29 protein-coding genes are annotated in these 24,050 nt (G+C 56.7%); 19 read left to right on the forward strand and 10 right to left on the reverse strand.

Annotated features, from left to right (window positions below; all coding sequences use genetic code 11):
- Window positions 1–434: 434 nt before the first annotated feature.
- The 3 genes from U9R25_11855 to U9R25_11865 all read left to right on the forward strand — a co-directional run bounded on the left by U9R25_11855 (window position 435) and on the right by U9R25_11865 (window position 3,783).
- Window positions 435–1,310, forward strand: coding sequence for a radical SAM protein (locus U9R25_11855; GenBank protein MEA3336598.1), 876 nt, complete (start codon window positions 435–437; stop codon window positions 1,308–1,310).
- Window positions 1,311–1,494: 184 nt separating this feature from the next.
- Window positions 1,495–2,433 (forward strand): sugar kinase, encoded by a 939-nt coding sequence (locus tag U9R25_11860; protein ID MEA3336599.1) that lies wholly within the window; start codon window positions 1,495–1,497, stop codon window positions 2,431–2,433.
- A gap of 3 nt (window positions 2,434–2,436) precedes the next feature.
- Window positions 2,437–3,783: a D-tagatose-bisphosphate aldolase, class II, non-catalytic subunit gene (locus tag U9R25_11865; protein MEA3336600.1), complete on the forward strand. Its 1,347-nt coding sequence runs from the start codon at window positions 2,437–2,439 to the stop codon at window positions 3,781–3,783.
- On the opposite strand, the gene U9R25_11870 is transcribed toward U9R25_11865, so the two are convergent.
- Window positions 3,708–4,007, reverse strand: coding sequence for a hypothetical protein (locus tag U9R25_11870; protein ID MEA3336601.1), 300 nt, complete (start codon window positions 4,005–4,007; stop codon window positions 3,708–3,710). The two genes, U9R25_11865 and U9R25_11870, sit on opposite strands and share 76 nt — an antisense overlap.
- A gap of 200 nt (window positions 4,008–4,207) precedes the next feature.
- On the opposite strand from U9R25_11870, the gene U9R25_11875 reads away from it, so the two are divergent.
- The 3 genes from U9R25_11875 (at window position 4,208) to U9R25_11885 (ending at window position 5,513) form a co-directional block, all read left to right on the forward strand.
- Window positions 4,208–4,717, forward strand: a complete 510-nt coding sequence (locus U9R25_11875) for a carboxymuconolactone decarboxylase family protein (protein ID MEA3336602.1) — start codon at window positions 4,208–4,210, stop codon at window positions 4,715–4,717.
- 173 nt (window positions 4,718–4,890) lie between these two features.
- A complete protein-coding gene (locus tag U9R25_11880; protein ID MEA3336603.1) occupies window positions 4,891–5,121 on the forward strand; it encodes a type II toxin-antitoxin system prevent-host-death family antitoxin in 231 nt (76 codons plus the stop codon).
- Window positions 5,103–5,513 (forward strand): type II toxin-antitoxin system VapC family toxin, encoded by a 411-nt coding sequence (locus U9R25_11885; GenBank protein ID MEA3336604.1) that lies wholly within the window; start codon window positions 5,103–5,105, stop codon window positions 5,511–5,513. The genes U9R25_11880 and U9R25_11885 overlap by 19 nt, the downstream gene beginning before the upstream one ends.
- Before the next feature lie 136 nt (window positions 5,514–5,649).
- Here the strand turns inward: U9R25_11885 and U9R25_11890 are convergent, their stop codons facing one another.
- The 3 genes from U9R25_11890 to U9R25_11900 form a co-directional block, all read right to left on the reverse strand.
- Window positions 5,650–7,230, reverse strand: a complete 1,581-nt coding sequence (locus tag U9R25_11890) for a hypothetical protein (GenBank protein ID MEA3336605.1) — start codon at window positions 7,228–7,230, stop codon at window positions 5,650–5,652.
- A 151-nt stretch (window positions 7,231–7,381) separates the two neighbouring features.
- Window positions 7,382–8,923, reverse strand: coding sequence for an ATP-binding protein (locus U9R25_11895; GenBank protein MEA3336606.1), 1,542 nt, complete (start codon window positions 8,921–8,923; stop codon window positions 7,382–7,384).
- A gap of 17 nt (window positions 8,924–8,940) precedes the next feature.
- The gene (locus U9R25_11900; protein ID MEA3336607.1) at window positions 8,941–9,636 is read right to left on the reverse strand and encodes a response regulator transcription factor; all 696 of its coding nucleotides are present in this window, start codon (window positions 9,634–9,636) and stop codon (window positions 8,941–8,943) included.
- A 253-nt stretch (window positions 9,637–9,889) separates the two neighbouring features.
- On the opposite strand from U9R25_11900, the gene U9R25_11905 reads away from it, so the two are divergent.
- Genes U9R25_11905 through U9R25_11935 form a run of 7 tightly spaced genes read left to right on the forward strand, consistent with a single transcriptional unit; the run spans window position 9,890 to window position 15,111 of the window.
- A complete protein-coding gene (locus U9R25_11905) occupies window positions 9,890–10,588 on the forward strand; it encodes a TetR/AcrR family transcriptional regulator (protein ID MEA3336608.1) in 699 nt (232 codons plus the stop codon).
- A gap of 23 nt (window positions 10,589–10,611) precedes the next feature.
- Window positions 10,612–10,917: a hypothetical protein gene (locus U9R25_11910; protein ID MEA3336609.1), complete on the forward strand. Its 306-nt coding sequence runs from the start codon at window positions 10,612–10,614 to the stop codon at window positions 10,915–10,917.
- 5 nt (window positions 10,918–10,922) lie between these two features.
- The gene (locus tag U9R25_11915; protein MEA3336610.1) at window positions 10,923–11,606 is read left to right on the forward strand and encodes a hypothetical protein; all 684 of its coding nucleotides are present in this window, start codon (window positions 10,923–10,925) and stop codon (window positions 11,604–11,606) included.
- 10 nt (window positions 11,607–11,616) lie between these two features.
- Window positions 11,617–12,618 (forward strand): hypothetical protein, encoded by a 1,002-nt coding sequence (locus U9R25_11920; protein MEA3336611.1) that lies wholly within the window; start codon window positions 11,617–11,619, stop codon window positions 12,616–12,618.
- Window positions 12,615–13,211 (forward strand): hypothetical protein, encoded by a 597-nt coding sequence (locus tag U9R25_11925; GenBank protein MEA3336612.1) that lies wholly within the window; start codon window positions 12,615–12,617, stop codon window positions 13,209–13,211. The genes U9R25_11920 and U9R25_11925 overlap by 4 nt, the downstream gene beginning before the upstream one ends.
- A gap of 31 nt (window positions 13,212–13,242) precedes the next feature.
- The gene (locus U9R25_11930; protein MEA3336613.1) at window positions 13,243–14,208 is read left to right on the forward strand and encodes an NAD-dependent epimerase/dehydratase family protein; all 966 of its coding nucleotides are present in this window, start codon (window positions 13,243–13,245) and stop codon (window positions 14,206–14,208) included.
- A gap of 39 nt (window positions 14,209–14,247) precedes the next feature.
- Entirely contained in the window at window positions 14,248–15,111 is an 864-nt protein-coding gene (locus U9R25_11935; protein ID MEA3336614.1) for a nitroreductase family protein, read from the forward strand.
- Between the two features lie 159 nt (window positions 15,112–15,270).
- Here U9R25_11935 and U9R25_11940 read toward each other — a convergent pair whose 3' ends face one another.
- Together U9R25_11940 and U9R25_11945 are read right to left on the reverse strand one after the other, a co-directional pair.
- Window positions 15,271–15,597 carry a type II toxin-antitoxin system PemK/MazF family toxin gene (locus tag U9R25_11940; GenBank protein MEA3336615.1) on the reverse strand — a complete coding sequence of 109 codons (327 nt, stop codon included), beginning with the start codon at window positions 15,595–15,597 and terminating at the stop codon, window positions 15,271–15,273.
- Window positions 15,594–15,839 carry an AbrB/MazE/SpoVT family DNA-binding domain-containing protein gene (locus tag U9R25_11945; GenBank protein MEA3336616.1) on the reverse strand — a complete coding sequence of 82 codons (246 nt, stop codon included), beginning with the start codon at window positions 15,837–15,839 and terminating at the stop codon, window positions 15,594–15,596. Before U9R25_11945 ends, U9R25_11940 begins: the two co-directional genes overlap by 4 nt.
- Before the next feature lie 132 nt (window positions 15,840–15,971).
- Between U9R25_11945 and U9R25_11950 the strand changes: the two genes are divergently transcribed.
- From U9R25_11950 to U9R25_11975, 6 genes are all read left to right on the forward strand, one after another.
- Complete coding sequence (locus U9R25_11950; GenBank protein MEA3336617.1) at window positions 15,972–16,982, forward strand: medium chain dehydrogenase/reductase family protein; 1,011 nt, start codon at window positions 15,972–15,974, stop codon at window positions 16,980–16,982.
- 556 nt (window positions 16,983–17,538) lie between these two features.
- Complete coding sequence (locus U9R25_11955) at window positions 17,539–17,889, forward strand: hypothetical protein (GenBank protein ID MEA3336618.1); 351 nt, start codon at window positions 17,539–17,541, stop codon at window positions 17,887–17,889.
- A gap of 35 nt (window positions 17,890–17,924) precedes the next feature.
- Complete coding sequence (locus U9R25_11960) at window positions 17,925–19,685, forward strand: aldehyde ferredoxin oxidoreductase C-terminal domain-containing protein (protein MEA3336619.1); 1,761 nt, start codon at window positions 17,925–17,927, stop codon at window positions 19,683–19,685.
- Between the two features lie 166 nt (window positions 19,686–19,851).
- Window positions 19,852–20,091, forward strand: coding sequence for a MoaD/ThiS family protein (locus U9R25_11965; protein ID MEA3336620.1), 240 nt, complete (start codon window positions 19,852–19,854; stop codon window positions 20,089–20,091).
- A gap of 6 nt (window positions 20,092–20,097) precedes the next feature.
- A complete protein-coding gene (locus U9R25_11970) occupies window positions 20,098–20,883 on the forward strand; it encodes a hypothetical protein (GenBank protein ID MEA3336621.1) in 786 nt (261 codons plus the stop codon).
- An 18-nt stretch (window positions 20,884–20,901) separates the two neighbouring features.
- Window positions 20,902–21,222: a hypothetical protein gene (locus U9R25_11975; GenBank protein ID MEA3336622.1), complete on the forward strand. Its 321-nt coding sequence runs from the start codon at window positions 20,902–20,904 to the stop codon at window positions 21,220–21,222.
- A 4-nt stretch (window positions 21,223–21,226) separates the two neighbouring features.
- Here the strand turns inward: U9R25_11975 and U9R25_11980 are convergent, their stop codons facing one another.
- The 4 genes from U9R25_11980 to U9R25_11995 form a co-directional block, all read right to left on the reverse strand.
- On the reverse strand, window positions 21,227–22,525 hold the full coding sequence (locus U9R25_11980; protein MEA3336623.1) for an NAD(P)H-dependent oxidoreductase: 1,299 nt from the start codon (window positions 22,523–22,525) through the stop codon (window positions 21,227–21,229).
- A 1-nt stretch (window position 22,526) separates the two neighbouring features.
- Complete coding sequence (locus U9R25_11985; protein MEA3336624.1) at window positions 22,527–22,913, reverse strand: SCP2 sterol-binding domain-containing protein; 387 nt, start codon at window positions 22,911–22,913, stop codon at window positions 22,527–22,529.
- Between the two features lie 101 nt (window positions 22,914–23,014).
- The gene (locus U9R25_11990; GenBank protein ID MEA3336625.1) at window positions 23,015–23,560 is read right to left on the reverse strand and encodes a PadR family transcriptional regulator; all 546 of its coding nucleotides are present in this window, start codon (window positions 23,558–23,560) and stop codon (window positions 23,015–23,017) included.
- 175 nt (window positions 23,561–23,735) lie between these two features.
- Complete coding sequence (locus tag U9R25_11995; protein MEA3336626.1) at window positions 23,736–23,978, reverse strand: hypothetical protein; 243 nt, start codon at window positions 23,976–23,978, stop codon at window positions 23,736–23,738.
- Window positions 23,979–24,050: the final 72 nt, after the last annotated feature.

A 24,050-nucleotide genomic window follows, 5' to 3' on the forward strand; every position in this document is an offset into this window, starting at 1 on the left:
GCGGGCCGGTGTTGATCCAGCGGGTAAGTGCTTCCCTCTGTCAACTCAAGCCTGGCTACCACCTTTCCTTCGGTGTTCCCAGCCGGTGCAGTGAAGTCAACTGAAGCAACCGCGATGCCATCGGGGCCAGTGACGTGGCGCCTGGGATGGGCGCGGAAGGATCGCCAATCGAATGATCTCCAGATCAGGGAGTTCAGGCATGGCTGAATTCTACCACAGGGTGAAACCGGGCAACAAGTGCGAATAGGTGCAACGCATTCCCGAGGGATTCTGGTCTCCGCCGGGATGGTGCCCGCTCCCAAACTGGGGCCTGGAAACGATCCGCGGTGAAATGCGTAACATCAGCTCCTCAGACATACAACTTGTCCAAAAGCCCAACCCGGTGTACTGTTGTATGCAGGAATTCTGTCTTTCTGATGAGGAGCTTTTCCAGCGTGACCGTTCGCGAGATTCAAGCCAGGGTTCTACTTTCACCGGTGAAACAGCCCGATACCTGGTTTGGCCTGAAATACAATATGAACCTCTACCGTGGCTGCCAGCATGGGTGCATCTACTGTGACTCCCGCAGCGAGTGTTACGGCATCAACGATTTCGATGGCGAGGTACTGGTCAAGGCCAACGCCGTGGACTTGTTACGCCAGGAGCTTGCCCGTAAACGGGTAAAGGGCTACATTGGTTCCGGCTCGATGAACGATCCCTATATGCCAGTGGAACGAAAGCTGGGTTTAACCGGTCGTGCCCTGGAGGTGGTTGCCGAATTCGCCTTTCCAATCCACATATTGACCAAGAGCGACCTGGTACTGCGCGACCTGGACACCCTGGAGGCCATCAATCGCACCAGTGCTGTGGTCAGCTTCACCATCACTACGCCTGATGATGGGTTGGCCCGGCAGGTCGAGCCGGGGGCACCTTCACCAACAGCCCGGTTTCGCGCCATGGCCACGTTGGCAGAGCGGGGCATTCGCACCGGAGTCGTGCTAATGCCGGTACTGCCCTTTCTGCAGGACGATCCGGACAGCATTGCCCAGATCGTGATCCGGGCCCACGAGAGCGGGGCCAGCCATGTGATTCCTTCGTTCGGCATGACCTTGCGGGACCGGCAGCGGGAACACTTCTATGGCGAGCTGGACCGGCGGTTTCCTGGACTCAGCCGGCGATACCGGCGGGCGTTTGGAGATAGTTACTTCGCCCCGGTGGATCGAATCGGCGAGCTGGAAACTGTACTTGACGACCTGATAACACGTTTTGGTCTGCTGCGTCGTGTTCCTCCCTATCGCCCCGTCGACGCACAGCAGCTGTCTCTTTTTTGACACACTGACTCATGTTACGCACTTGGCCAAGTTACGGGTCAAATGACATCCTGAGCCTGTCGAAGGGCGGCATTTGACCCGTTCGCTCCCTTCGGTCGCACTCAGTATGCAAACTGCGTAACTCCAGACACTGATATGATCACTCGATCTCCAGCCGCGGCACATCAAAGGATGCCCACTCCACATGAACAAACTGTACGATATCATCGTCGCCGGGGAAATAAATCCCGACCTGATTCTCTCCGATCCCGATCTGGAACCTCGCTTCGGACAACATGAAACCCTGGTCGAAAACGCCACCTTGACCGTGGGCTCATCGGCGGCGATTTTCGCCTGTGGCGCGGCTCGATTGGGCCTCACGGTGGGAATCATCGGCGTGGTCGGGGAAGATCTCTTTGGCCGCTTCATGCTCGATTCCCTGACAGAACGCGGGGTCGATGTTTCGAATGTCATCGTTGACCCTGAGCAGAAGACCGGGCTCAGCGTCATTCTCAGCCGGGGAACTGACCGGGCCATTCTTACCCAGGTTGGCGCTATCGACGCCCTGCGCGCCGAACAAATCCCCTCCGAATTGCTGAAAAAAGCGCGCCACCTCCATGTCACCAGCTACTTCCTGCAAACCGCTCTGCAACCAGACCTGCCCGACCTGTTCGCCCGCGCCCGGCTGCTGGGACTCAGCACCTCCCTCGACACCAACTGGGACCCCGACGAACGCTGGACTGGCGTTGAATCAGTGCTGGAGCACACGACGGTTTTCCTGCCCAACGAGATGGAAGTGTTATCGCTGACAGGGTTGGCCGATGTTCGGGAAGCCGCCCAATATCTGGCAACAAAAGCCGGGGTCGTGGCGGTAAAACTGGGCGAACAGGGTGCCATTGCCTGCTGCCAAAGCGAGTTTGTCCAGGCGCCATCCTTACCTGTGTCCGTCGCCGATACCGTTGGCGCCGGCGATTCTTTCGACGCCGGGTTTCTTTACGGTATACTCCATGGATGGGAGATGGAGAGGTCGCTGCGTTTGGGTGTCGTCTGTGGCTCCCTTTCGACAGTACAACATGGCGGCATCACCGGTCAGCCCACGCTGGAGCAAGCGCTTGCCACCCTGGAAAACACTTATTGGAGTTGAAGTATGAGCTCGTATTTGGATAACATAGTGGCGGCGCAGAAAGCTGGCGGGTCCATCGGCATCCCCTCCATCTGTTCCGCCCACCCTTTTGTCGTTGCAGCCGCCCTGCACCATGCACGGGCCAGCGATGCGCCGGTGCTGATTGAATCCACCTGCAACCAGGTGAACCAGTTCGGCGGTTATACCGGCATGACGCCCCGCGATTTCGTGGCCTATGTTTACGGCATGGCTGACGACGCCGGGCTTTCCCACGACCGCATCATCATCGGCGGCGACCACCTGGGCCCGAACCCCTGGCAGGATGAGCCCGCTGTGCAGGCCATGGATGAAGCGAGAGACCTGGTGCGGGACTGCGTGCTGGCGGGATACGAAAAGATCCATCTGGACGCCAGTATGAAACTGGCCGACGACGATTCCAGCGAGCCCCTGTCCAAACAGATTGCCGCGGCGCGAGCGGCTGACATGGCCCAGGTGGCGGAGGAAGCGTTCAGGCAATCAGCAGGTGCTGGAGCCCCGCGCTACGTCATCGGCACGGAGGTGCCCATCCCTGGTGGTGCGCAGGAGGAGGAAGGTAGCATCCGAGTCACCCAACCTGACGACGTGGCCGAGACCATCGAAATCACCCGAGCGGCGTTCCTGGCCCGGGGGTTGGAGGATGCCTGGCAGCGGGTCATCGCCGTGGTGGTGCAGCCGGGCGTGGAGTTTGGAGACAGCAGCATCTACGACTATGAGCGGATGGCGGCCTCGCCCCTGGTCGGTTTTATCGAGGCCGAGCCGCTCCTGGTCTACGAGGCCCATTCCACCGACTACCAGACGCCGGCAGCGTTGCGGCAGATGGTCGAGGACCATTTTGCCATCCTGAAAGTGGGCCCCGGTCTCACATTCGCTTTCCGCGAGAGGGTGTTCGCCCTGGCGATGATAGAGGAGGAGTTGCTGGCAGGTGAGAAGGACGTGACGCTTTCTGATATCCGTGAGACTTTGGATGAAGCGATGCTGGCGGATTCGATCTATTGGCGAAAACACTATCGGGGCTCGCCCCGGGAACAGTATTTCGCCCGCAGGTATAGCCTCAGCGATCGTTCGCGTTACTACTGGCCCGTTCCTGCGGTGCAGGCGGCGCTGGCGCAATTGCTGGCCAACCTGGAAGCGCATCCCATCCCGTTGTCATTGCTCAGCCAGTATTTGCCTTGCCAATACGAGGATGTGCGCAACCATCTGCTGGACAACTCTCCTCGGGAACTCATCCTCGACAAAATCCGCCGGGTGCTGGCCGATTATTCATCTGCCAGTGGAATTTCGGTTTCTGCCCCGGTCTCTGCCGCCAGCCGCGCTCGCGCCTCGGCCAACTGATCGTCCAGGTCATCCAGTTCGGCCATCATGGTCGGAGGCACGGAGTGAGCCGGCAGTCGCGCCTTCAGGTCGGCCAGTCGGGCTTCCAGGCTTGCCACCTCTGCCTGTAATTCTTCGGTCCTCTTCGAGTCCATGATTTCCTCTAAACGAGTACAGATAAGGCGTCGAGCCTGTGCGTAGCCCCCTTTTTGGGTCAGGCCTGGCAAGGGGCCAGTGGTCGACAAGCCCGGCTATTGTACACCTGCTCCGGCGGTTGGATCAAGTCCTCTGGCGTCGCTGGTCACGCCCTCGTAACACTCATTGCCCCAACTTGTCCCGCTGGCATTTCTCGCATATACTTTTTCATCGGTGGACAAAGCCTCATATCGAGGACAACGAGACGAGCTGATGCGATCGCCCTCATCCTGGGCGAGGAGGTGACGTAGTGGAACCTTTTCGGCGGCGCACCTATACCCTGAAAACCTTGTGGCAAGACTTCCGCGCTACCATGAGCCGGCGTGCTGCCATCCGCCAGGCCATGCGGGGGGGACGGGTCCCCGAGATCTTCCGCGAGCGGCTGATGCTGGTGGTCACCGAAGTGAACGGCTGCCGCTATTGCCGGACGTTTCACAACCGGGAAGCCCTGAAGGCGGGACTTTCGCAGGATGAGCTGCACGCCTTTTCCCAGGGTCTCATCCCCGAAGATGCGCCGGAAGAGCAACACGCTGCATTGCTCTATGCTCGCTACTGGGCGGAAAATGACGCCCGGCCTGATCCTGAAGCTACCCGCCAACTGGTCGGGCGTTATGGCCAGGAAACGGCTGAAGACATCCTCACGGTCCTGGGCATGATCCGCATGGGCAATCTTCTGGGCAATACCTGGGACTATCTGCTGTACCGGCTTTCTTTCGGCAGGCTTGGTTTGCTGGAAAGCGAGGCTGGCGATAGCGTCTAGTACAGCATCTTCTACTACGCGACGTGCGGCGGAAACCGGTGGACGATCCTGAACTCGCGCGGGCACCGGGACTGAGTTAGCCATCGCCAGGATGCGAACGGTTTGAGAAGTTTGCGGTTTTTGCGACAAAAGTGTACAATTGAATTGTACACAAGCGGAAAAGGAGTTGCAGAATGATCAGCATCGGTATTAGCGAGTTTCGAGCCAATATGAATCACTTCCTGTCTAAAGTGCAAAAGGGCGAAATCATTCTCCTCACATCCCGCAGCGCCGAAGTGGCGAAACTGGTTCCGCCTGATTACGCCCAATCGGTCGCACGCAAGGAACTGGAAGCGCTTCGCCAGACGGCTGTGGTCGGGGACGTATTGTCGCCGCTGGATGAGCATTGGAACGCATCTTCGTGATCCTCCTGGACACCCACGTCATCATCTGGGACGCCCTGGCTCCTGAACGACTGTCGAAGCATGCGCAGCAGGCCATCCTCCAGGCCAACGAGAGTGGTGGCATCCTGGTTTGTGATATCTCCCTGTGGGAGATCGCCATGTTGATCAAAAAGGGCCGTGTCCAGGTGGATGTTGATTGCCAGAGCTTTATCAACCTGGTGATAGAGGCGAACAGAATCGTGGTGCAGCAGATCACGCCGCAGATTGCCACATTGGCGGTGGAATTGCCTGACGTCATCAACCAGGATCCGGCGGATCGGCTGATTGCCGCAACGGCGTTGGCCGAAGACTCACCGTTGCTGACGGCAGACCGCAACCTGCTGGCGGCTGCGCAAATCCCTACAATCTGGTGACAATCCTGACCGCAGCTCCATGAGTGCGGAACTGTGGGATGAGACCGTCGATCTGCTGGAAGAAATGGGGCGGGTTGACGCAGAGCGCCGTTGACGTCAACCAGGACAACGGCGCCTGCGATCAGGTGACCAACCCCTACGGCGTCCCGTCAGGCGGAACAAAGGATGTCGCCTGGGGCACACAGCTCATGTTAGGTGCCTGGGCCGGGTTATTCATGAATTCCGCCATCATGGAAATTGAACAAGGGCTAAGGGTCACATGCGCCTGATCGCCGAACTCGGCCAGGTAGCTGGTGCCAAAGCTCTTGGCGACCTCAGCGCCCAGCTCGGGCGGCTTGTTGGTGTCGTACACGCCTTCCATGATCAGCGCCGGCACGCTGTCGCTCACCACCACATCTCCAGGCGGCAGGCTCTCAACGTCCCACAGCGAGCAGATGTCAACGACGAGTTGTGCCGCCGGCTTTAGCGCCTGGACAATCTCGGGGTAGGCGTCATCGGTAGCAAAGTCATCTATCGTCATGTAGCCGATGTCAGCGCAGAACACAGATTGGTACATGCCGTCGGCAAAGCCGATGCCGGTGTCGCCTGCAAATGCGGAGGGAAGGAGGCCGGAGATCATCGTGAAGTCACCATCTGCCATCTCATAGATGGCTTTGGGCAGGCTTGCGACCATACCACCACCGAAGCTGTTGGTAAGCACCTGGATAGCCAGATCGCCGGTCAGTGCAATTTCCACGCCCTCACCCGTTGCCGGATTCTCGATAGTCAGCGGCGCGGGATTGGTGTTCAAGCCTGCGATGAGGTCAAAGAAAACACGTTCCAGGTCAGGATAGTGCTCGCTGCAAACCGCGTCGGCGGCGCATTCCTCGAACAACAATCGGAAACTGGCGTCGATATTGGTGATCAGGGGAACTGTCACCTCGCTCATATGTGCCTTGGGGAAAGCGCCGCTGTCGGTCATGATCGTGCGAACTCCAGCAGGATGATCACGCACGACCACTTGCGTCAGCAGCCCCCCGCCTGAAAGGCCACTGAGATTGTATTCTTTGTAGCCCAGAACCTCCATCACCAGCGGCACGTCGGCGGCTCGTTCGGGGTTGTTGTAGGCGTTCAGGTTGATCCCGTCACTCACCAGGCGCTCCCGGCAGTTGGTGAAGGCTTCCAGCTTGAGCGCGTCGAGTTCCTCAGGTGACGCGCCAAAGTGCTCATCCACGATGGCGAGTTCGGGGCAGTCCAGGAAAGGCTCGGCTCCATAGGTACCGCGTTCGCTCATCAACACGATGTCACGGTCGGCGCGGATAGGTGCGCCGAACTTTGACAGCATGGCGGGGGCCATGTCAAATATGTTCCCGCCAGGGCCGCCGGTGAAGTACACATACGGGTCAGGGGCTGGGGTGTCGCTATCGCTCTTCAGAATAGCAACCGCCAGCCGGATCGTTGGCCCGTTGGGGTTGGCGTGCTGCTCCGGCACGGTGACGTAACCGCAGATCAGCTCTTTGCCGAAGGCCACTATTTTCGGCACGTCGAAGGGACAGTCTCCTTCCTCCCACCGTTCGTCGGTGATTACAGCTCCGGATGCTACGTCGGCTGCATCGGTGATTTCAGTACTGGGCGCTGCCTCGATGGTTTCGGCAGTGGGCGTTGAATCAGTTGCACACCCAGTGAGAAATGCCGATAACAGTATCAGGGCCAGGGCAACAAGTGTAAGGTTCTGCATGGTTTCCTCCATTTTAGTTAGTCTTATGCTTCACCTACCACTGTAGTCCTGAACTGTCGCAAAAGCATCACGGAATTGTCGCAACTTTGTCGTAGAATCAAAAAAAGTCGCGTTTAGCGACTTGATCCATGGCTCCGGATGTGAATGCTCCTTAATCGGCGCAAGGGAACCATATCGTGAAACAGCTTCCCTTGCCGACTTGGCTCTCGACTGAAACCGTCCCCCCCATCGCCTCGGTCAGTTCTTTAACCAGCGCCAGCCCCAACCCGGTCCCGCCTCTGCGTTCTGCGCGAGTCTCATCGACGCGGTAGTAACGTTCCCAGATGTGGGAAAGGTCTTCGGCCACAATGCCCTCGCCGGTATCCTTGACCTGGATGACAACCGCGCGCGGTTCGGTACGAGCCGATACGACGACGATTCCGCCCGGCGGTGTGTGGCGGAGAGCGTTCTGCAGCAAGTTGTTCACAATCTGTTCCAACCGAATCTTGTCTACTTTGACAAGGGGCAATTGGGGCGGGAGATCGGCGACCATCTGAACTTTGCCTTTTCGCCAGGCGATGGGCGATGCGCTTTTCACGACGCGTTGCAACAAGGGGAGGATCTCGGTGGGCTGCATCTGGAATCCTAACCTGTCCAACTCGGTGCGCGCTACCGTGAACAGGTCGTCAATCAAACGCTGCAGGTGGATTACCTCGCCGTCCATGATCTCCATATCCTGCCGCAAAACAGGCGACAGAGCAGCGGTCTCGCGCTCAAGGGCTGATTCGATGGTCCCCCGCAGAGTCGCCACCGGCGTCCGCAGATCATGAGAAACACTGGCAAACAGCTCGCGGCGCGACTCGAGGAGCGCGGCGACCGCATCGCGCTCGGCCTGCAACTCGCGCAACGCACGTTCGAGATCATCCGCCATGGCGTTGAAATCCGATTGAAGCTGGGCCACCTCGTCTTCACCTGTCACTTGTACGCGCACCCGGTAATCGCCCGCCCGCAGCGCGCCGGTCGCTTTGGTCAAACGCTGCAAGCGGCGCGTGATGCGGCGTGAAACAAAGTACGCCAGGATGGATGCTGGAGCCAAAATGAACAGCAAAAGAACGACGGACAACCCACTCGCGTAGGTCATAACACCTGCAAGTACATTGAAAAGGGAGACGAGCAAAGGGCCGGGTTCCCCCAAAGATGCCGTGACAATCGTGCCAACCCCCGCGAGCGCTACGACCAGAACAACCATCAAGAGCTGCCCGTGTGCTATTTGCCAGATCAGGTGTTTTCGTCGCATCTGCTCCCAAGAACGCCAGGCGTGCTTCAAGATGCGAAGCATGATGAATATGAACAAGACGATGACAGGCCCGACACGCACCATCGTTGCATACGTCGATGCAACGTCACCCGACAACATCTGTTCGAGCTGGGCCTCTGGGGCCAGGAGATGAATAAACCGGAAGAGCAGCCAGGCTATCAGCAGGACGGCTATTAGCCCGGCGACGAACTCGTAGATGAGCTGTCTGCGCCACGAACCGGCCGGAACAGTCAACCGAAGCGCACAAGCCATTGCACAAACCAGGGTGATGGAAACAACACTGCTCAGATATCTCATTGCAGGGAGGTCGGTTCCAAGCTGCACCAACAAAATCAGCAAGGTGATTCCCAACAGCAGGGCCTCAAAGAATGTGCGTACGGGGCTGCCGCTTGACATCTGTAGCCGCCAGTCTGCTATTCTCGTCGCCATCGGTAGCCAACTCCCCACACCGTCTCGATCGCTTCGCCCAGCGACCCCAGTTTCTTGCGCAGTCGCAGGATGGCGTTGTCCACCGAACGGTCGCCGCCAAAATAGCTCTCGCCCCAAACCGTATCGAGCAAAAAAGTTCGGCTAAAGGCGCGGCCGGGATTGCGCAACAACAAATGCAACAGATTGAACTCTGTCCGGCTCAGTTCAATGGGCTCACCGTCCAAACTTACCAGGTGTGCTGCGGGGTCGAGCAGGAGCGGGCCCCGGCTGATTGGAGTGAGAGGCCCGTCACGATCTGCCTGCAACATTTGCCGGATGAGTTCGGACCGCCGGAGCAGAGCCCGCACCCGCGCCACCAACTCGCGCATACTGAAAGGCTTGGTCAGGTAATCGTCTGCGCCGACCTCCAGCCCTACCACTCGGTCGACCACATCATCTCGCGCCGTCAGCATCAGCACAGGCGTTGCCGCGGTCTGACGGATTCGACGCAAGACTTCCAGCCCATCCAATTGGGGCAACATCCAGTCCAGGATGATTGCGTCAGGCTGCTGGCTGGCGTGCAGTTGCAAGGCAGTTAACCCGTCGCCGGCGTGCAGGACCTCATAACCAGCTCTTTCAAGCTCGCGTATGATGACTCGTGCCAGATTAGACTCATCCTCAACCAATAGGAGCGTTGCCAAAATGCACCTTCCAGGACTGCGGCAGAGAGTGTAAACCAACTGGCCCTCGAAAATGAAGCATGCGCAAAAACATTATACTATGCTTTCACGAGTAGATGTAGTTGCCGGCAGCCGGTGCCGACAACTGCCGCTGATCGACGGTGGTATTGAACTGGAAGCGTACCCTTGACAAACGCAGTCAAGTCTGATATATTGTTATCGATGATAACAGAAATTTACATATATAATTTTAGTTAGCAATGAAAGCAACCCTGTGTCTCAGACCCGAAGAGAGCGCCAACGCGCCGCCACCACCGACGAGATCAAGCAGATCGCCCGCCAGCATATGGCCGAGAGGGGGGCGGCTTCTCTTTCCCTGCGTGCCATCGCCCGTGAAATGGGCATGACCAGTCCTGCGCTCTATCGCTATTTCGCCAGCCGCGATGAGCTGGTCACGGCCCTGATTGTGGATGCGTATCATTCCCTGGCCACAGCCCTGCAAGTAGCCCGGGATGCTCAGCCGGAGGGCGACCATGCTGCGCGGGTGTTGCAAACTGCCCACGCCTACCGCAACTGGGCGTTGGCGCATCCCGCCGATTATCAGCTTATCTTCGGCACGCCCATCCCCGGCTACCATGCTCCGCCGGAGATCACCGACCCGGCCGCGGCGCAAAGCATGATAGTCTTCATCAGTGTGCTGGATGCCATCGACCGGGCCGGACAACTGCGGGTGCCCGAACCGGCGCCGGAGCTGATGGCGCAATTGCAGCCGTGGATCGACAAATTCGGCTACACAGGATCACCGGCAGTCGTTCATTTCGCCCTGGCCGGCTGGGCCCGGATCCACGGCCTGGTCTCGCTGGAACAGTTCGGACATCTGTGCGCCGATCCGGAAGAGGGGGACGCCGAAGCGCTGTTCGAGACAGAGATCAGGGCGATGATGAGGCGGATGGGGATCGCAGGTGGCAAGTAGCGGGGGCAAGTGGCAGATGGCGAGTGGCAGCAACTGTAGGTGACCGTTATGAACGCGATGGGAAATCCTTCTCGAAAAATCATCAAGTTTCTGGATTGGTTCTCGTGCGTGTGCCGGTGATGTATGATTGCATCGGCGAGAAGCCGCTGAACATCGGCGGGCTATCGATCACCTGCCCTACGGACATGCACGACGCTCTGATGCTCATCCGCTCTGATGTAAACAGATACGTGACCGTACTGCTGCCATTTTCCGTCTTAGGACTTCGCGCCCTGATAGCCAGCGTTTCGCGGTTGGCAGCCAGGCTGAGTCCGTTTGCCAGGAGTTAGCAATTATGCGCACCCCCCAACCAACCAATCATCTCATGTCTACCTCCCAACTCTACAAATATCTGTCCATCACCGCCTTCGCCGCCGCCCTGATGTTGGTGGGGATGCTACTCGTCTCACTGTTCAACAACGGCGTCACGGCTCAAGACTTCGAGCTGGTCAACGACGTGGACATCTATGCCCGCGGGATCGTGGCCGCGGAATTACCGTTGCGCCTGATTCTCACTCTCGACAATCTCTTCATCATGTTTTACGCGGCCGCCTTCATCTTCCTGGCGATGGCTGTCCGCGATGAGAGCAATAGCCTGCTCGTGACCATCGCCCTGGGCGCGGTGCTGATCACCGCCTACCTGGATTTGCTGGAAAACCACGACATCCTTACCCAACTGACAACCGCCCTGCATGGCCTGCCTATCGCCCTGGCCGACCTGCAGGAGCGCATGGTGTGGAGCCAACTCAAGTTCCACAGCAGCTATCTGGGCTTTTTTCTCTTCGCCTTCGTGCTGCCCGGCGACACATTTCTGGAGAAGCTGCTCAAGATCAGCCTGTGGGTCGGCTATCCGCTGATCGGCATCCTGGTCTACACCTTCCCCCACCCGGTTTTCGATTGGCTGCGCTACGCGCTGATGCTATCGGGGCTGACGATTCTGGGATGGAACTATGCGATGCTTGTAAAGCGTCAAACGTAAAACGTGATCGATGCCCCACCCAAACCTTGTTGCCATCGCGAACGATCTTCTCGGCCAAAACCCCGGCCCCGTTGTGCGCTATCGCCTGCTGCGCGATGTGCTGCAGAGACCGGCCCACGATCCCGAACTCGCGCGGGCGAAAGCAGCACTCGATGAGAGCCACGGCGTCCGGGAACTGGCTGCGGAGCAGTGGCCCGACGGCAGTTGGGGCGCGTTTCACTCGCAGGCTTCCCGCAGGAAACAAAAGATCATCACGACGGAAATGGGCGTCGAGCGCGCCCTAGCGCTGGGGCTGGATGCCTCACACCCCATTCTGCAAAAGGCAGCGAATTACATCATCCAGATCATGAAAGGAGAATTCGAGTTCCCGGACCGCCAAGAGAAGAACGATCGCTGGCAAATGGGCAAACGCCTGTTCTTGGCATCCACACTCTCGCTCATTCATTCCGACCATCCATTGCTGGAGGAAGACCGCACATCTTGGCTTGAGATCGCGCGGCGGACCTTTCAGTCGGGGGCGTATCGAGAAGAAGACGAGATACGCGCCCACATCGCACTCACTGGCGCTACGGTCAAAGACAGCTATCTGGTGCTGAACGGCAAATACCAACTCAATCTGTTAGGCTTCCGTGCGGGTGCGTTGCCCCCGCCGCTGGAGCAAATATTACTCCAATGGCTGTGGGAAAGGCCCGACGGCATCGGCTACTTGAACATCCCTTTGAAGCCCCCGCCACCGCAACAACCTGGTCCCCTCGACCGCTGGCTAGCCTCCCTGGAAATGCTCGCTCGCTTGTTCCCCGCTGCGCCCGAAATTGTCGGGGAAGCCTTCACCTGGCTGTGGGAAAAACAAAACGAGCAGGGCTATTGGGATTTCGGTCCAAGGCCGGCGTCCATCACCTACCTCCCTCTCTATGATAGTTGGCGGAAACGGCAAAATCGCACTTTCGATTGGACGACCAGAGTGCTGGCATTATTGAGCGCTATTCGAAGTGGGAAAACGACGCCAAGATGAAAATAACTCAAATGGAGGAAGATACGATTCTCAAGCAAATACGTCGGAGCGTCCAAAAACACGCAACGGGCCGTGCCATTCTCGTTCTGCTCATCGCTACGATTGCTATCTCGCTACTGCTCAACGTTTCAAATGTCTCTTTTGGCGTCCGCGCCCTCACAGCTCAATCGGATGGGTTGATGATCCTGGATTCGAGGTTTAGCTACACGCCCGATCAGGTCTATGCTCTACTGGAGGCGCTGGGCGCGGCGGGCCGGCAATCCTACCTTACCATGCATCTGGTCGCTGACATCATCTTCCCGGTAGTTTATTCGTTGCTTTTCGCCTTCACCACCGCCTGGCTCTTGCACCGCCTTGTTGCTCCCGACCATCCGCTTCAGTATCTGATCCTGTTGCCCTTTGTCGCCGGGTTGGCCGATCTGGCCGAAAACGTCAGCATCATGGCAATAGGTCTCGCTTATCCGGCCCGGCTCGATGGGGTGGCGCGCTTTGCCAGCCTGATGACAACGATTAAGTACGGACTGCTACCCATCGGCATCCTCGTTATCGTTGCCTGTTCAGCGCTCCTGGTATGGCGGCACATCACAATTTGACCAACCAACCACTCACTCAAACCACTTAATCATGACCAAACTCAACCTCGTCACCGGCGCGAACGGCCACCTCGGCAATAACCTCGTGCGCGCCTTGCTTGCCAGCGGGCAGGCGGTACGCGCGAGCGTGCGCAACCCAAACAACCGCATCCCCTTCGAGGGCCTGGACTGCGAAATCGTGCAGGCCGATCTGATGGATAAAGACTCGCTGCTGCGTGCGCTGGAGGGCGTGGACACGCTCTACCAGGTGGCGGCTGTCTTCAAAAATTGGGCGCGCGACCCGCAGAAAGAGATCATCGAGCCGAATTTGCAGGGCACGCGCAATGTGCTGGAGGCTGCGGCTGAGCAAGGCGTGTGCCGAGTGGTGTACGTTAGCTCCACCGTCACCTTGCCCCACATCTCAGGAGCCGTTGACGAGACACAGTGGAATAGCGACTTCCACGACAATCCGTACTACCAGTCAAAGGCCGAGTCCGAGCAACTGGCCTGGAAACTGGCCGAGGAGCGGGAGCTTGCAATGGTTTCTGTTTTGCCCTGTGGGATCGTCGGCCCCAATAGTTTCAACCCCACACCGACAATGGCTCTGCGGCGGCGGGCATTGCACAACGAGATCTTTATCGATGTCAACTTCTACTTCAACCTTGTGGATGTTCGGGATGTGGCAACAGGTATGATTGCCGCCGCCGAAAAAGGACGCGCCGATGAACGGTATATGCTCGCCACGGAAAATTCGGTAAGCACCAGGCGCATCATTAGAACTGGCTCAGGAGTTCAACCCCAGTGTCAAGATTCCGCGCCGCGCCCCCCGCCGGGCGTTGATGATGATCGCGGCTTTGATGGAACTCGGCAGCAAATTCACGGGCAAAGAACCAATGATGATGCGCAATCAGGTGGAACTGTACTACGATGCGAAATTGCAGATGAATATCTCGAAAGCTCGCACCGAATTGGGTTTCTCCCCCCGCGACGCGGAGACAGCAATCCGGGAGAGTTTTGAGTACCTTCAAGAACAAAAATGAGCTACAGATAAGCTGTTATGCAATATAACAAACCCGTCACAGACCTCATCAAACAATGCTTTTCCTGCCGGAGTTATCTCAAAACTCCCATCGAAGAAGAAAAGCGACAACAGTTGGAAGACTTTTTATCCGCCACCCAAACAGGGCCTTTTAGTAACCGAGTGCGATTCAAACTCGTCGCTGCGACGCCCCAAGACTCAAAAGCCCAGAAAGGGTTGGGGACGTATGGCTTTATCAGAAATCCCAGGGGCTTCATCATCAGCGCGGTGGAAGACACCGACAAAGGACTGGAGGATTTGGGCTATGCGATGGAGCGCATCGTCCTGTTCGCAACAGACCTGGGCCTGGGCACATGCTGGCTGGGAGGGACTTTCACCAAGGGCAGGTTTGCCCAAAAAATCTCGGCCAGGGACGGAGAATTGATACCAATCGTCACGTCTATTGGCTACGCGGCAGGTGGTTCTGAAAATGGCTTGGTTCGCCAATTTGTCGGTGGCGCTCACAGAAAACCGTGGGACAAGCTGTTCTTTGACCGGCAATTCGGCGCTCCGATTTCGCGTGACGCGGCCGGCGCGTATGACGTGCCGCTGGAAATGGTGCGTTTGGGGCCGTCCGCCTCCAACAAGCAGCCGTGGCGGATCGTCAAGGATGGCAGCGCCTGGCATTTTTATCTTCAGCGAACTCCCGGATATCGGTCTGGATTAGGTTTGAGATTTGTAAAAGGCGATGATCTGCAACGCATCGATATGGGCATCGCCATGAGCCACTTTGAACTCACGGCCAACGAGTTGGGATTGCTGGGCGAGTGGCGAGTCAGAGAACCCAGCATTGAAAAGCCTGACGAACTGGCCGAGTACACGGCTAGTTGGGTGAGGGAATGACCTGCTAAGGCCTTTCCAAGAAATTGATTCCCTGAAAAATTCGGGAAAGGCCGTGAGCAACTCCAGGGAGACAATCAGTTCTGAGGGAAATGTTTTCTTGGAGTTGCCTAACACAAGTTTAAGGAGTGATTCAAAGGCACTGGACGAGATGGCTTGCCATCATTCCCCGTACATTTCTGTGATGAGCTGACGTAAAAGCCTGATGTCTGTTTGCGACAGACGATCCAATTTCTTGATTAACCGTAATTTTGAAAGCGCACGGATTTGGTCAACAGCAATTTCGGCGTCTTCTCCCTGGCACGTGGTTTGAATACGACTGCGCCACGCGGAATGCAGTTTTGTCGTCAACGGACAGGCAACGACCGTTTCAAGATACTTATTCATCATGTCATCGCTGACAATCACCACCGGCCGCGTCTTCCTGATTTCGGAACCTATCGTCGGATCAAGATTGGCTAAGTAGATGTCATATCTTTTGACTATCATAAATGTGCGTCCAGCTCCATGTCCACATCTTGCCAATCCGACCACGCTTCTTGCGCCTCAGACATTGCCTTGTAGGTGTCTTCCCAACTGAGTTTATCGCTGTCGATAGCGCGGATCAAAATACCGTCCGAAACTTCCTCCAAAAGGATTTTTTTTCCAAAACCATATTTCGAAACCATCCACTTTGGCAATCTTATTCCCTGTGAATTTCCTATTTTGATCAATTGTGCTTCTCTTACCATTACTACCTCTAATCCTAAGCGGTGTGGTGGCGCTCGGAACAAAATATCACGATATGACTTCCCGAACGTCATTTATTGTGCAGCAGACAAAGCAAGTATACACCGTAATTACCTTTCTTGCAAGGAGTAAAAATGAACTACAAAAAAGTAATCCTCAACGAATTCGGCGGCCCGGAAGTGCTCCAGGTTGTCGAAGAAACAACCTTGCCCGAACCGCAGGCAGGGGAAGTGAGAGTGAAGGTATTGGCGGCCAGCGCCACCTTTACCGACACCCTCGTCCGCAAAGGCATTTATTACGGTTTCAAGGAAAAACCGCCGCTTTCGCCTGGCTACGATATGGTCGGGGTGGTAGACAAGGTGGGGGCCGGCGTCAGTGGCTTGGAACCAGGCCAGATGGTGGCGGACCTGATCGTCTTCGGGGCTTACAGCGAGTACATCTGTCGCCCGGCCGATTCGCTGGTTCCCGTCCCTTCGGATCTGGACCCCGCCGAAGCGGTGAGCATGGTGCTCTCCTACGTCACCGCCTATCAGTTGCTGCATCGCGTTGCCAAAGTGCAGAGCGGACAGCGGGTTCTCGTCCACGGCGCGGGCGGGGCGGTGGGCACGGCGTTGCTGCAACTGGGCCGCCTCCTCGATCTGGAGATGTACGGCACGGCGTCGAAGTCCAAACACGCCCTGGTCGAAAGCCTGGGCGGAATCCCGATTGACTACCAGAGCGACGATTTCGTCGCCCGGATGCAGGCCATCGGCGGCGTGGACGCGGCCTTCGATGCCATCGGCGGCGACAACTTTCAACGTTCGTTCGAGTCGCTGAAAAAGGGCGGCATACTGGTCGCTTACGGTTTCTACAATCAATCCATGGGCAAGGGTGGCAACGTTCCCATCGAATTCATGCGCGTCAAGCTCTGGAACATCCTGCCCAATGGCCGCTCGACATCCTTCTACTCCATCGGCGATCTGCGCAAAAAGCAGCCCGACTGGTTCCGCCAGGATTTAACCGCACTGTTCGACCTGCTGGCCCAGGGCAAGATCAAGCCGGTCATCGGGCGGCGCATGGGGCTGGAAGATGCCGCGCAGGCGCATGAGTTAATCGAGCAGGCCGCGGTGAAGGGGCGGATTGTGCTGGTGGTGAATGAACGGTGAACAAGAAAAACATCCTCGTCCTCGGCGTTGGCGGCGGCCTGGGATAGCACATTTGCCGTGAAGTCATCCGCCAGTTTGGTCCCGATGCGCCGGTGGTGGGCGATTACAGAGCGGTGCGGGGCAAGCAGACCGCTGGCCGCCTGGGGGCAAACGTTTCCTTTGCTCAGGTGGATGTCCATGATCTCGCCAGCTTGCACGCTGCCCTCCAGGATGACGTGAGCGCCGTCATCGTATCCGTCCAGCAACGCCAGCCATTGGCGCAGATTGCCTGCATCGAGGCCGGCATCCCTTGCCTGGATGTGTCAGACATGCGCCCTATCCACCAAAACTTCCGATCCAGGCGCTACACATACGGACCGCAGCCCAGCCAGCCGAACAAATCTTCCCCGCGGGGGATACCATTAGCGCCATATCGTGCATCTCAGTGGGGGCGTACCAGAGCAGTGCAGCCGCGCCAAAAACTGGCCCACTTTTGGCGTCTCTTTGTTTGTGTAACTTTCGGATTGATGCTATATTTAAGACGGTATGGAAAAGGGGCAACCTCATGGAATATTTCATGTCATCTGTCAACGTTGATGTCACCCTGTATGGTTCACTTGCACAGTTTGCAGGAGGGAAATACGTTGCCCAGAAAGTAGTAAAACTCAAGGCAAATGCAATCGTTCGGGATTTACTGGATTACTTTGGGATTGCCCACGACCAAAAGAGCTATTTGTTAATCAACGCCGTTCTTTGCGACATGCCCGGCCTCCAGGCTTCTTTAGACGAGCCCTTGGAGGACGGTGACCATGTTGGTATCTTTTCGCTTCAGCACATGTGGCCCTACCAATATCGCGACGGGATTCGCATGTCCGAGACGCTGACAGAGACCTTGCGAAAACGCGGTGCGATGCACAACATCTACTGATCCAACCCAATCATCAATCGAAAAAGGAGTGTATCATGGCAAAACAGATTCTTCGTATCAATATGACCAAGCTCGAAGCAACCTACGAGCCAGTCCCTGAAAAATGGGCTCGTTGGGCAGGCCGAGGATTGACCTCATCGATTGTTGCTGACGAGGTAGACCCCACCTGTCATCCGCTGGGGCCGAACAATAAGCTTGCTATTGCTCCTGGCTGGGTATCTGGTTCACCGGCCGCGCCCAGCAGCGGACGCACCTCCTTCGGCGGCAAGAGCCCGCTCACGGGTGGCATCAAAGAAGCCAACTCCGGTGGGCTTTCCAGCCAGAAGATTGCCAAACTTGGGCTTGCCGCGATCATCCTTGAGGGGATGCCCAAAGATGGCAAATGGTACAGCATTTTCATTGACAAGGATGGTGTCCAATTTGAAGATGCCGCAGACCTGATGGGCAAGGGTATGTATGAGATTGATACCCTGATGTGGGAGAAATATCCTAACAAGCCCGCAGTGATCGGCATTGGGCCTGCCGGCGAGATGAAACTCTCCAATGCAGGTATCTCCGTCAACGATCCTGAAGGTGAACCAGGTCGCTACGCCGGACGCGGCGGTCTTGGCGCGGTCATGGGCGCGCGCGGCGTCAAGGTCATGGTGGTTGATGACAAAGGCGGTCCTGGTGTTGAAGTTGCCAACATGGATCTCTTCAAAACAGGGCGCAAAAAACTGACCGCAGCTATCGGGGCGCATGATCTGACCAAGAGAGACGGCGGTTTGTGGACTTTCGGCACCAATGTCTTGATGAATATCATTAACGAGGCAGGTGGTTTGCCCACCCGTAATTTTAGCGCCGGGCAATTTGAAGGTGCCGCGAAGATTTCGGGCGAAGCTGTCGTGGAGAATATCGAAGCGCGCGGCGGCGTCGGGACAAAGCATCACGCCTGCCACCCCGGCTGCATCATGCAGTGCTCCAGCATTTACCCCCACGAGGACGGCACAGCCTTCGTCTCGGTCATCGAGTACGAAACATCCTGGGCTTTGGGTGCGAACTGCGGCATTGACGACATCGAATATATTGCCCAGGCCACCTGGGAGTGCAACGACATCGGTCTCGATACCATCGAAGCTGGGAACACGATTGCGATCGCGATGGATGGCGGCTATCTCGAATTTGGCGATACAGAGGGTGCACTGAAAACCTTTGATGAGGTCCGCAGCGGAACGCCACTTGGACGTGTATTTGGCCAGGGCGTGGAAGCGACCGCCAAAGCCTTTGGCGTTTACCGCGTTCCCACCGTCAAAGGGCAGTCCATGCCCGCCTATGAGCCGCGTGCCATCAAAGGCATCGGCGTGACCTACGCCACCACCGCCATGGGCGCAGACCACACCTCCGGCTACACCATCGCCCCTGAAATCGCCGGCGTGGGCGGCAAAGTGGATCCACTTACGCATACCGATAAAGCGGGCCTTTCGTTGACCTTCCAGTCCGCGACCGCTTTCATTGACAGCACCGGCTACTGCCTTTTCATCGCCTTCCCGATCCTCGACATCCCCGAAGGTTGGGCGGGCATGGCTGAATCTGTGGCGGGCGTGACTGGTCTCGACATCACCGGCGACGACGTGCTCGCAATCGGCAAAGAGGTTCTCAAGATAGAGCGTCTCTTTAATGAAGCGGCCGGCTTCACTACCGCCGATGACCGCTTGCCAGAGTTCATGCGTGATGAGGCTCTGCCTCCGCACAACGTCAAGTGGACGATGGCAGACGAAGACCTTGATCAGGTTTACGCCTGGGTGCACGAAGACTAACTTGGCTTTGGCAGAGAGGCTTGCGGTTCTACGCGCAAGCCTCTCTTTAGTTTGGCCATTTTGGCAACAGGGTTGGCTCTTCTGGAATTCATAAACTTCGTGTTGCGTGTTCCGTTTGGATAAGCGTCAACGCATCGTACAGCACGCGACACGTTGAGCCACAATCATGGAAGTAGAAGTCCGTGTTTTTGCCACTCTAAGAAAATACCTGCCTGAGTTAGGCGTCGGCGAGCCGAAGATTCTCGAAATCCATGAGGGGACGACCTTAGCTGAGTTGTGCGATCAGCTTGGACTGCCAATTGCTGAGGTCAAAGTCATCATGCGAAACGGTCTCCAAGCCGAGCCGGAAGAGATCATCGCTGAGGGTGATCGCATCGCCTATATCCCGGCAGTGGGCGGAGGATAAGAAAGAATGGCGATCTTCCAACATCCGCTGTGGGGATTCGAGTTGACTTATCCCGACGACTGGACGCACCAGTCCAATGTCGGTGCCGACGGCTTTGCGAAAAATGCTGAAGCTTTCGGCCAAACCGACGTTGCTAACGGGCAAGCCGCTCACCTGCTTGTACGTGGCGAGTGGAACGGTCGCCGCGAGCCAATCGCCCCACTCTGGAATCAACATATTACCAAATTATCCATCATGCTGGGTGCGAAGAAACTTGGATCATCCCCTTTTAGCATGGGCGGCGCAAATGGCTTTGAAGCCGAAATCCAGATGCCGCAGCGCCAGAACCGTCGCCTGTGGGCGGGAATCTTGGCGCGGGAGGCGGTCATTCTGCACTTTATGGTTTCACATCCCAGGGAAGAACGCACCGATTTTGAGCCACAAGCCACGCAGATTATCGCCAGTCTTCGTTTTCTCGACCACATCAACGACTTGACCATCAACGAGAGAGGGCTGCCTCTGCCCCCCGATTACGCTCCCGTTCCCCCCGCCAGCCTGGTCCCCGACGCGCCAAACGATGATAGCTGGCAAGCCTACGATGGGAGCAGCGACATCGGCGCGCTGCAAGCTTTTTACTACCGCGAACTGCCTCATTACGGTTGGGAAATCAGTGAATTTATCCCCTTTCCTAATCAAGTTGATATTCATTTTGCCCGTTTGCGCATCTGTAAAGAGGATATTGTCGCGACATTAGGCATCATCCCCACGGCCGAGAAGAAAGCTATGGGCAAGATCGTGGTTAAATATGAATAATCATACAAGGGGAAATTCATGATCTCCATTCACCTCTACGGAAAACTGCGCCGCTATGCCTCCGATGACAGTCCCTCAGGTAATAGCGTTATCGAACTTGACGCGATTGAGAGCGAAAGCCTGCAAATGCTTCTCGAACGCGTTGGCATCAGCGTCGATGAGCTTTACACCATTTTCATCAATTCCAAATTGCTTATCTCTCGCACGAAAATGGCTCCCTATTTAGGCTATCAGCAAGTCTGCGATGAAAACTGCCAGGTATGGGATTTGAGCGTCGTTATTAAAGATGGTGATCGTCTGGGATTCTTTGGGCCGGATATGCCTGCCTTGGTGGCCTGACGGTTCATGTGAGGACATTGGGGCTGCTTCCATTTACACCAGGAACTCGGCTGATGAGAGGGCCATAGATCATATCCAGTTCGGGGTTCACGCGCCCGCTCTCTCCGGGTTGGGGATACTCGAAAATCTGCGGGAACTGCTCCAGCAGGGTCATCGAACCGTTAGCGTCGAATTTGCCATCGGTGAAAGCGGCTTCAGCGTCCTGCAGGCCCATGCCGATATCCTGCCAGACTTCGTGCGGGGTGGTGATGGCCAGCGTGGGCAGGGCGGTGCGGCCCTGATGGACACTGCATCCCCCGTCGTTGATATCCATGTACCAGTCGCTGGGCCCGGGATCGAAAGCGAGTTTCGGAGGGGTGATGGTGAACTGGATCGTCGCCCGCAGGTCGGGGATGGCCTTGGGATTGTACATGCCTGCCAGGTAGTTGAGCATGTGCTCATTGGAGACGTAATACCGGCCATCGATCTGCACAACACCTTTGGGTGCTGCCTCCCGGCCGCCGGGCACATAGGGCACGCTATCCAGATCGGCAGCTAAAATCGGCACGGTGTGGCGCATCTCCTCGGGCACCTTGAAGCGGTCCATCTGCTGTTCCCAGTAAGCGCCGGCCATATCGTAGAAAGCCTGTTTGCCGCCGGGGAAGAGGTCTTTGCGCAATTCCACCTGCAAATCGTCGGAAATGCCGCCCTCCTGGATGATTTGCTCGCCCGCTTGTCGCAGCAAATCGTAATAGCCGCTGAACAAACCTTGCAGCGAGCGACGGCTGAGTGCTTCAGCGCCGGGACGCAGGATCTCGCCGACGTATTCAAAGCGCTCCATACGGGCCATGTGCCGGAAGGTCGCCACCAGTGACTCGAAGTGCTCGAACTCCGGGAAGCCGCAGGGCGAGACCAGCATGATCTTGTTGGGCTTGTGGAAACGCTCCGGGTGGAAGGTCACGCCGGGGAGGTCGGGGTGGGGGATCAGCCAGGGTTCAATGCGCGGCAGGGTGCGGTCGATGAAAGTTTTCATGATGCCGCTCATGCTGAAGTGGTAAAGAGGCGTGCCAAAAATGACCAGGTCAGCGGTGTTGTAGCGATCCATGGCGGCGACCATGCTGTCTTTGTCTTTGTGGATGCACTCGCCGGGCGTGCGCACCCAGCAGGTGTAGCAGCCGATGCAGACCTCGAGATCGAGCTTGCGGATGTGGATCAGTTCGGTCTCTGCGCCAGCCGCTTCCATGCCTTCGAGCAAGGGTGTCAGCATGTGGTAGGTGCTGCTGGCTTTCATGCGGGGGGAGCCGTTCAGGGCAAGGACTTTCATTTTACAGCCAACCTTTTGCAGCCAATTCCGCTTCCGTGGCCTGGCGGGAGAAGATATTGTCCATCTTCAGCAGCAAGCTCATCTTGCCGCTGGCTTTGTATTTGCCGGTCATCAGGGCCATCGCCCCGCTTCGCTCCTTGCGGGCGATGGCCAGCCAGATATCGGCAGGGGTGTTGATGGTGAGGGTGGGCTCAGCGACCATGCCGTTTTGGCAGCGGCATTGGCCGTCAGCGATAGTGAGGTTCCAGTCGCCACCATCTTGGCCGGAAACGTGAAATTGGATGGTAGCCTGTATGTCGCCGGCTGCTTCAGGATTGAAACTGAGCGCCATGCCTTCGATGGCCTGGGCAATATTTTTGGGGCGTAAACCTGGGGTTTGGTTCGACATTGTGGATTCTCCTTTAGTTGATAATTATATATAAAAATTGATATAATTGAGAAAAAAAACAATAGATCGGACGTCTTGCTTCCTGGATTACCCATCCCCAATCACCACCTCTCCACCATCTCAATCGTTTCGTCCAGCCAGCGAATGTACATCTCTTCGAATAATTCGCCAAAACGGCGGGTCGTTTCCCATAACCGGGCGTCATCGGCCATGTCTGTGCTGGCGGCAAATTGGCGGATCACCTCTTTGGTTGTGGTCTGGTACTTCTCCAATTTTGCCTGATGCAAATTGCGTTGCAGGCGCAGTTCAGTCAAGATCGTCTGCGGATTCAATTGAGCAGAGAAAAACAGCTTGAGCAGTAAGGTTTCCTTGTGAGGTTCGATTGTCATCAGCGGCTGGACCAGCCATTCTCGTAAGTCCGCTTGCCCGGCTTCGGTGATCTCATAAACGCGCCGGTTGGGGCGGCGTTCCTGGGGTTCGATGTGTGAGATGACCAGTTCATCCTGCTCCAGCTTTTTGAGCGTGGTGTAAATCTGGCTCTGTTTGGCGTGCCAAAAATTGGATGTGGAAACATCCATCATCTGTTTCAGGTCATAGCCAGAGTATGATTGGTAGTTGAGAAAACCGAGCAGAGTATATTTAAGCATATACAATTTCCTTTATATAAATCATTGTATATCAAAACTAAAGGTTTGTCAAAGCAAACAAGTCTGGAAAGAAATCGAGCAGGAACTCTTTGGAGTCGTCAGTATGGTGACTGCCAGGGGGGAAGCGCGCACGCTTGGCGTTGTCTACGCCTCGGATCGCCTGGTAAGTAGATCGTCAGTGACTCAGGTAGACATTTCGGAACAATACCTCGTCCCATCTGGAAATGGATCCCTGGGATTTTGGTGCCCCGCTGCCTGAACGAACCATCAGCTCGTTGTATCCCGGCTGCAAGAGCGAAGAGAGCACGGGGAAACTGGCCGAATCCCAGGCGTAGACCCAATCCTTTACCGGAAGATAACCCAGGAAATGACCATTCAGGAACACAGCATTGCTTGGCTCGTGGCTTTGCATCTCCATGTGCAGTCTCCAGGGGCCTCGCTCCGGGTATCTAACGTAGAATCCTCCTTGCCAGATCAGACTGGGATTCCG

The sequence above is a fragment of the Chloroflexota bacterium genome (assembly GCA_034717495.1).
Lineage (GTDB): Bacteria > Chloroflexota > Anaerolineae > JAAEKA01 > JAAEKA01 > JAYELL01.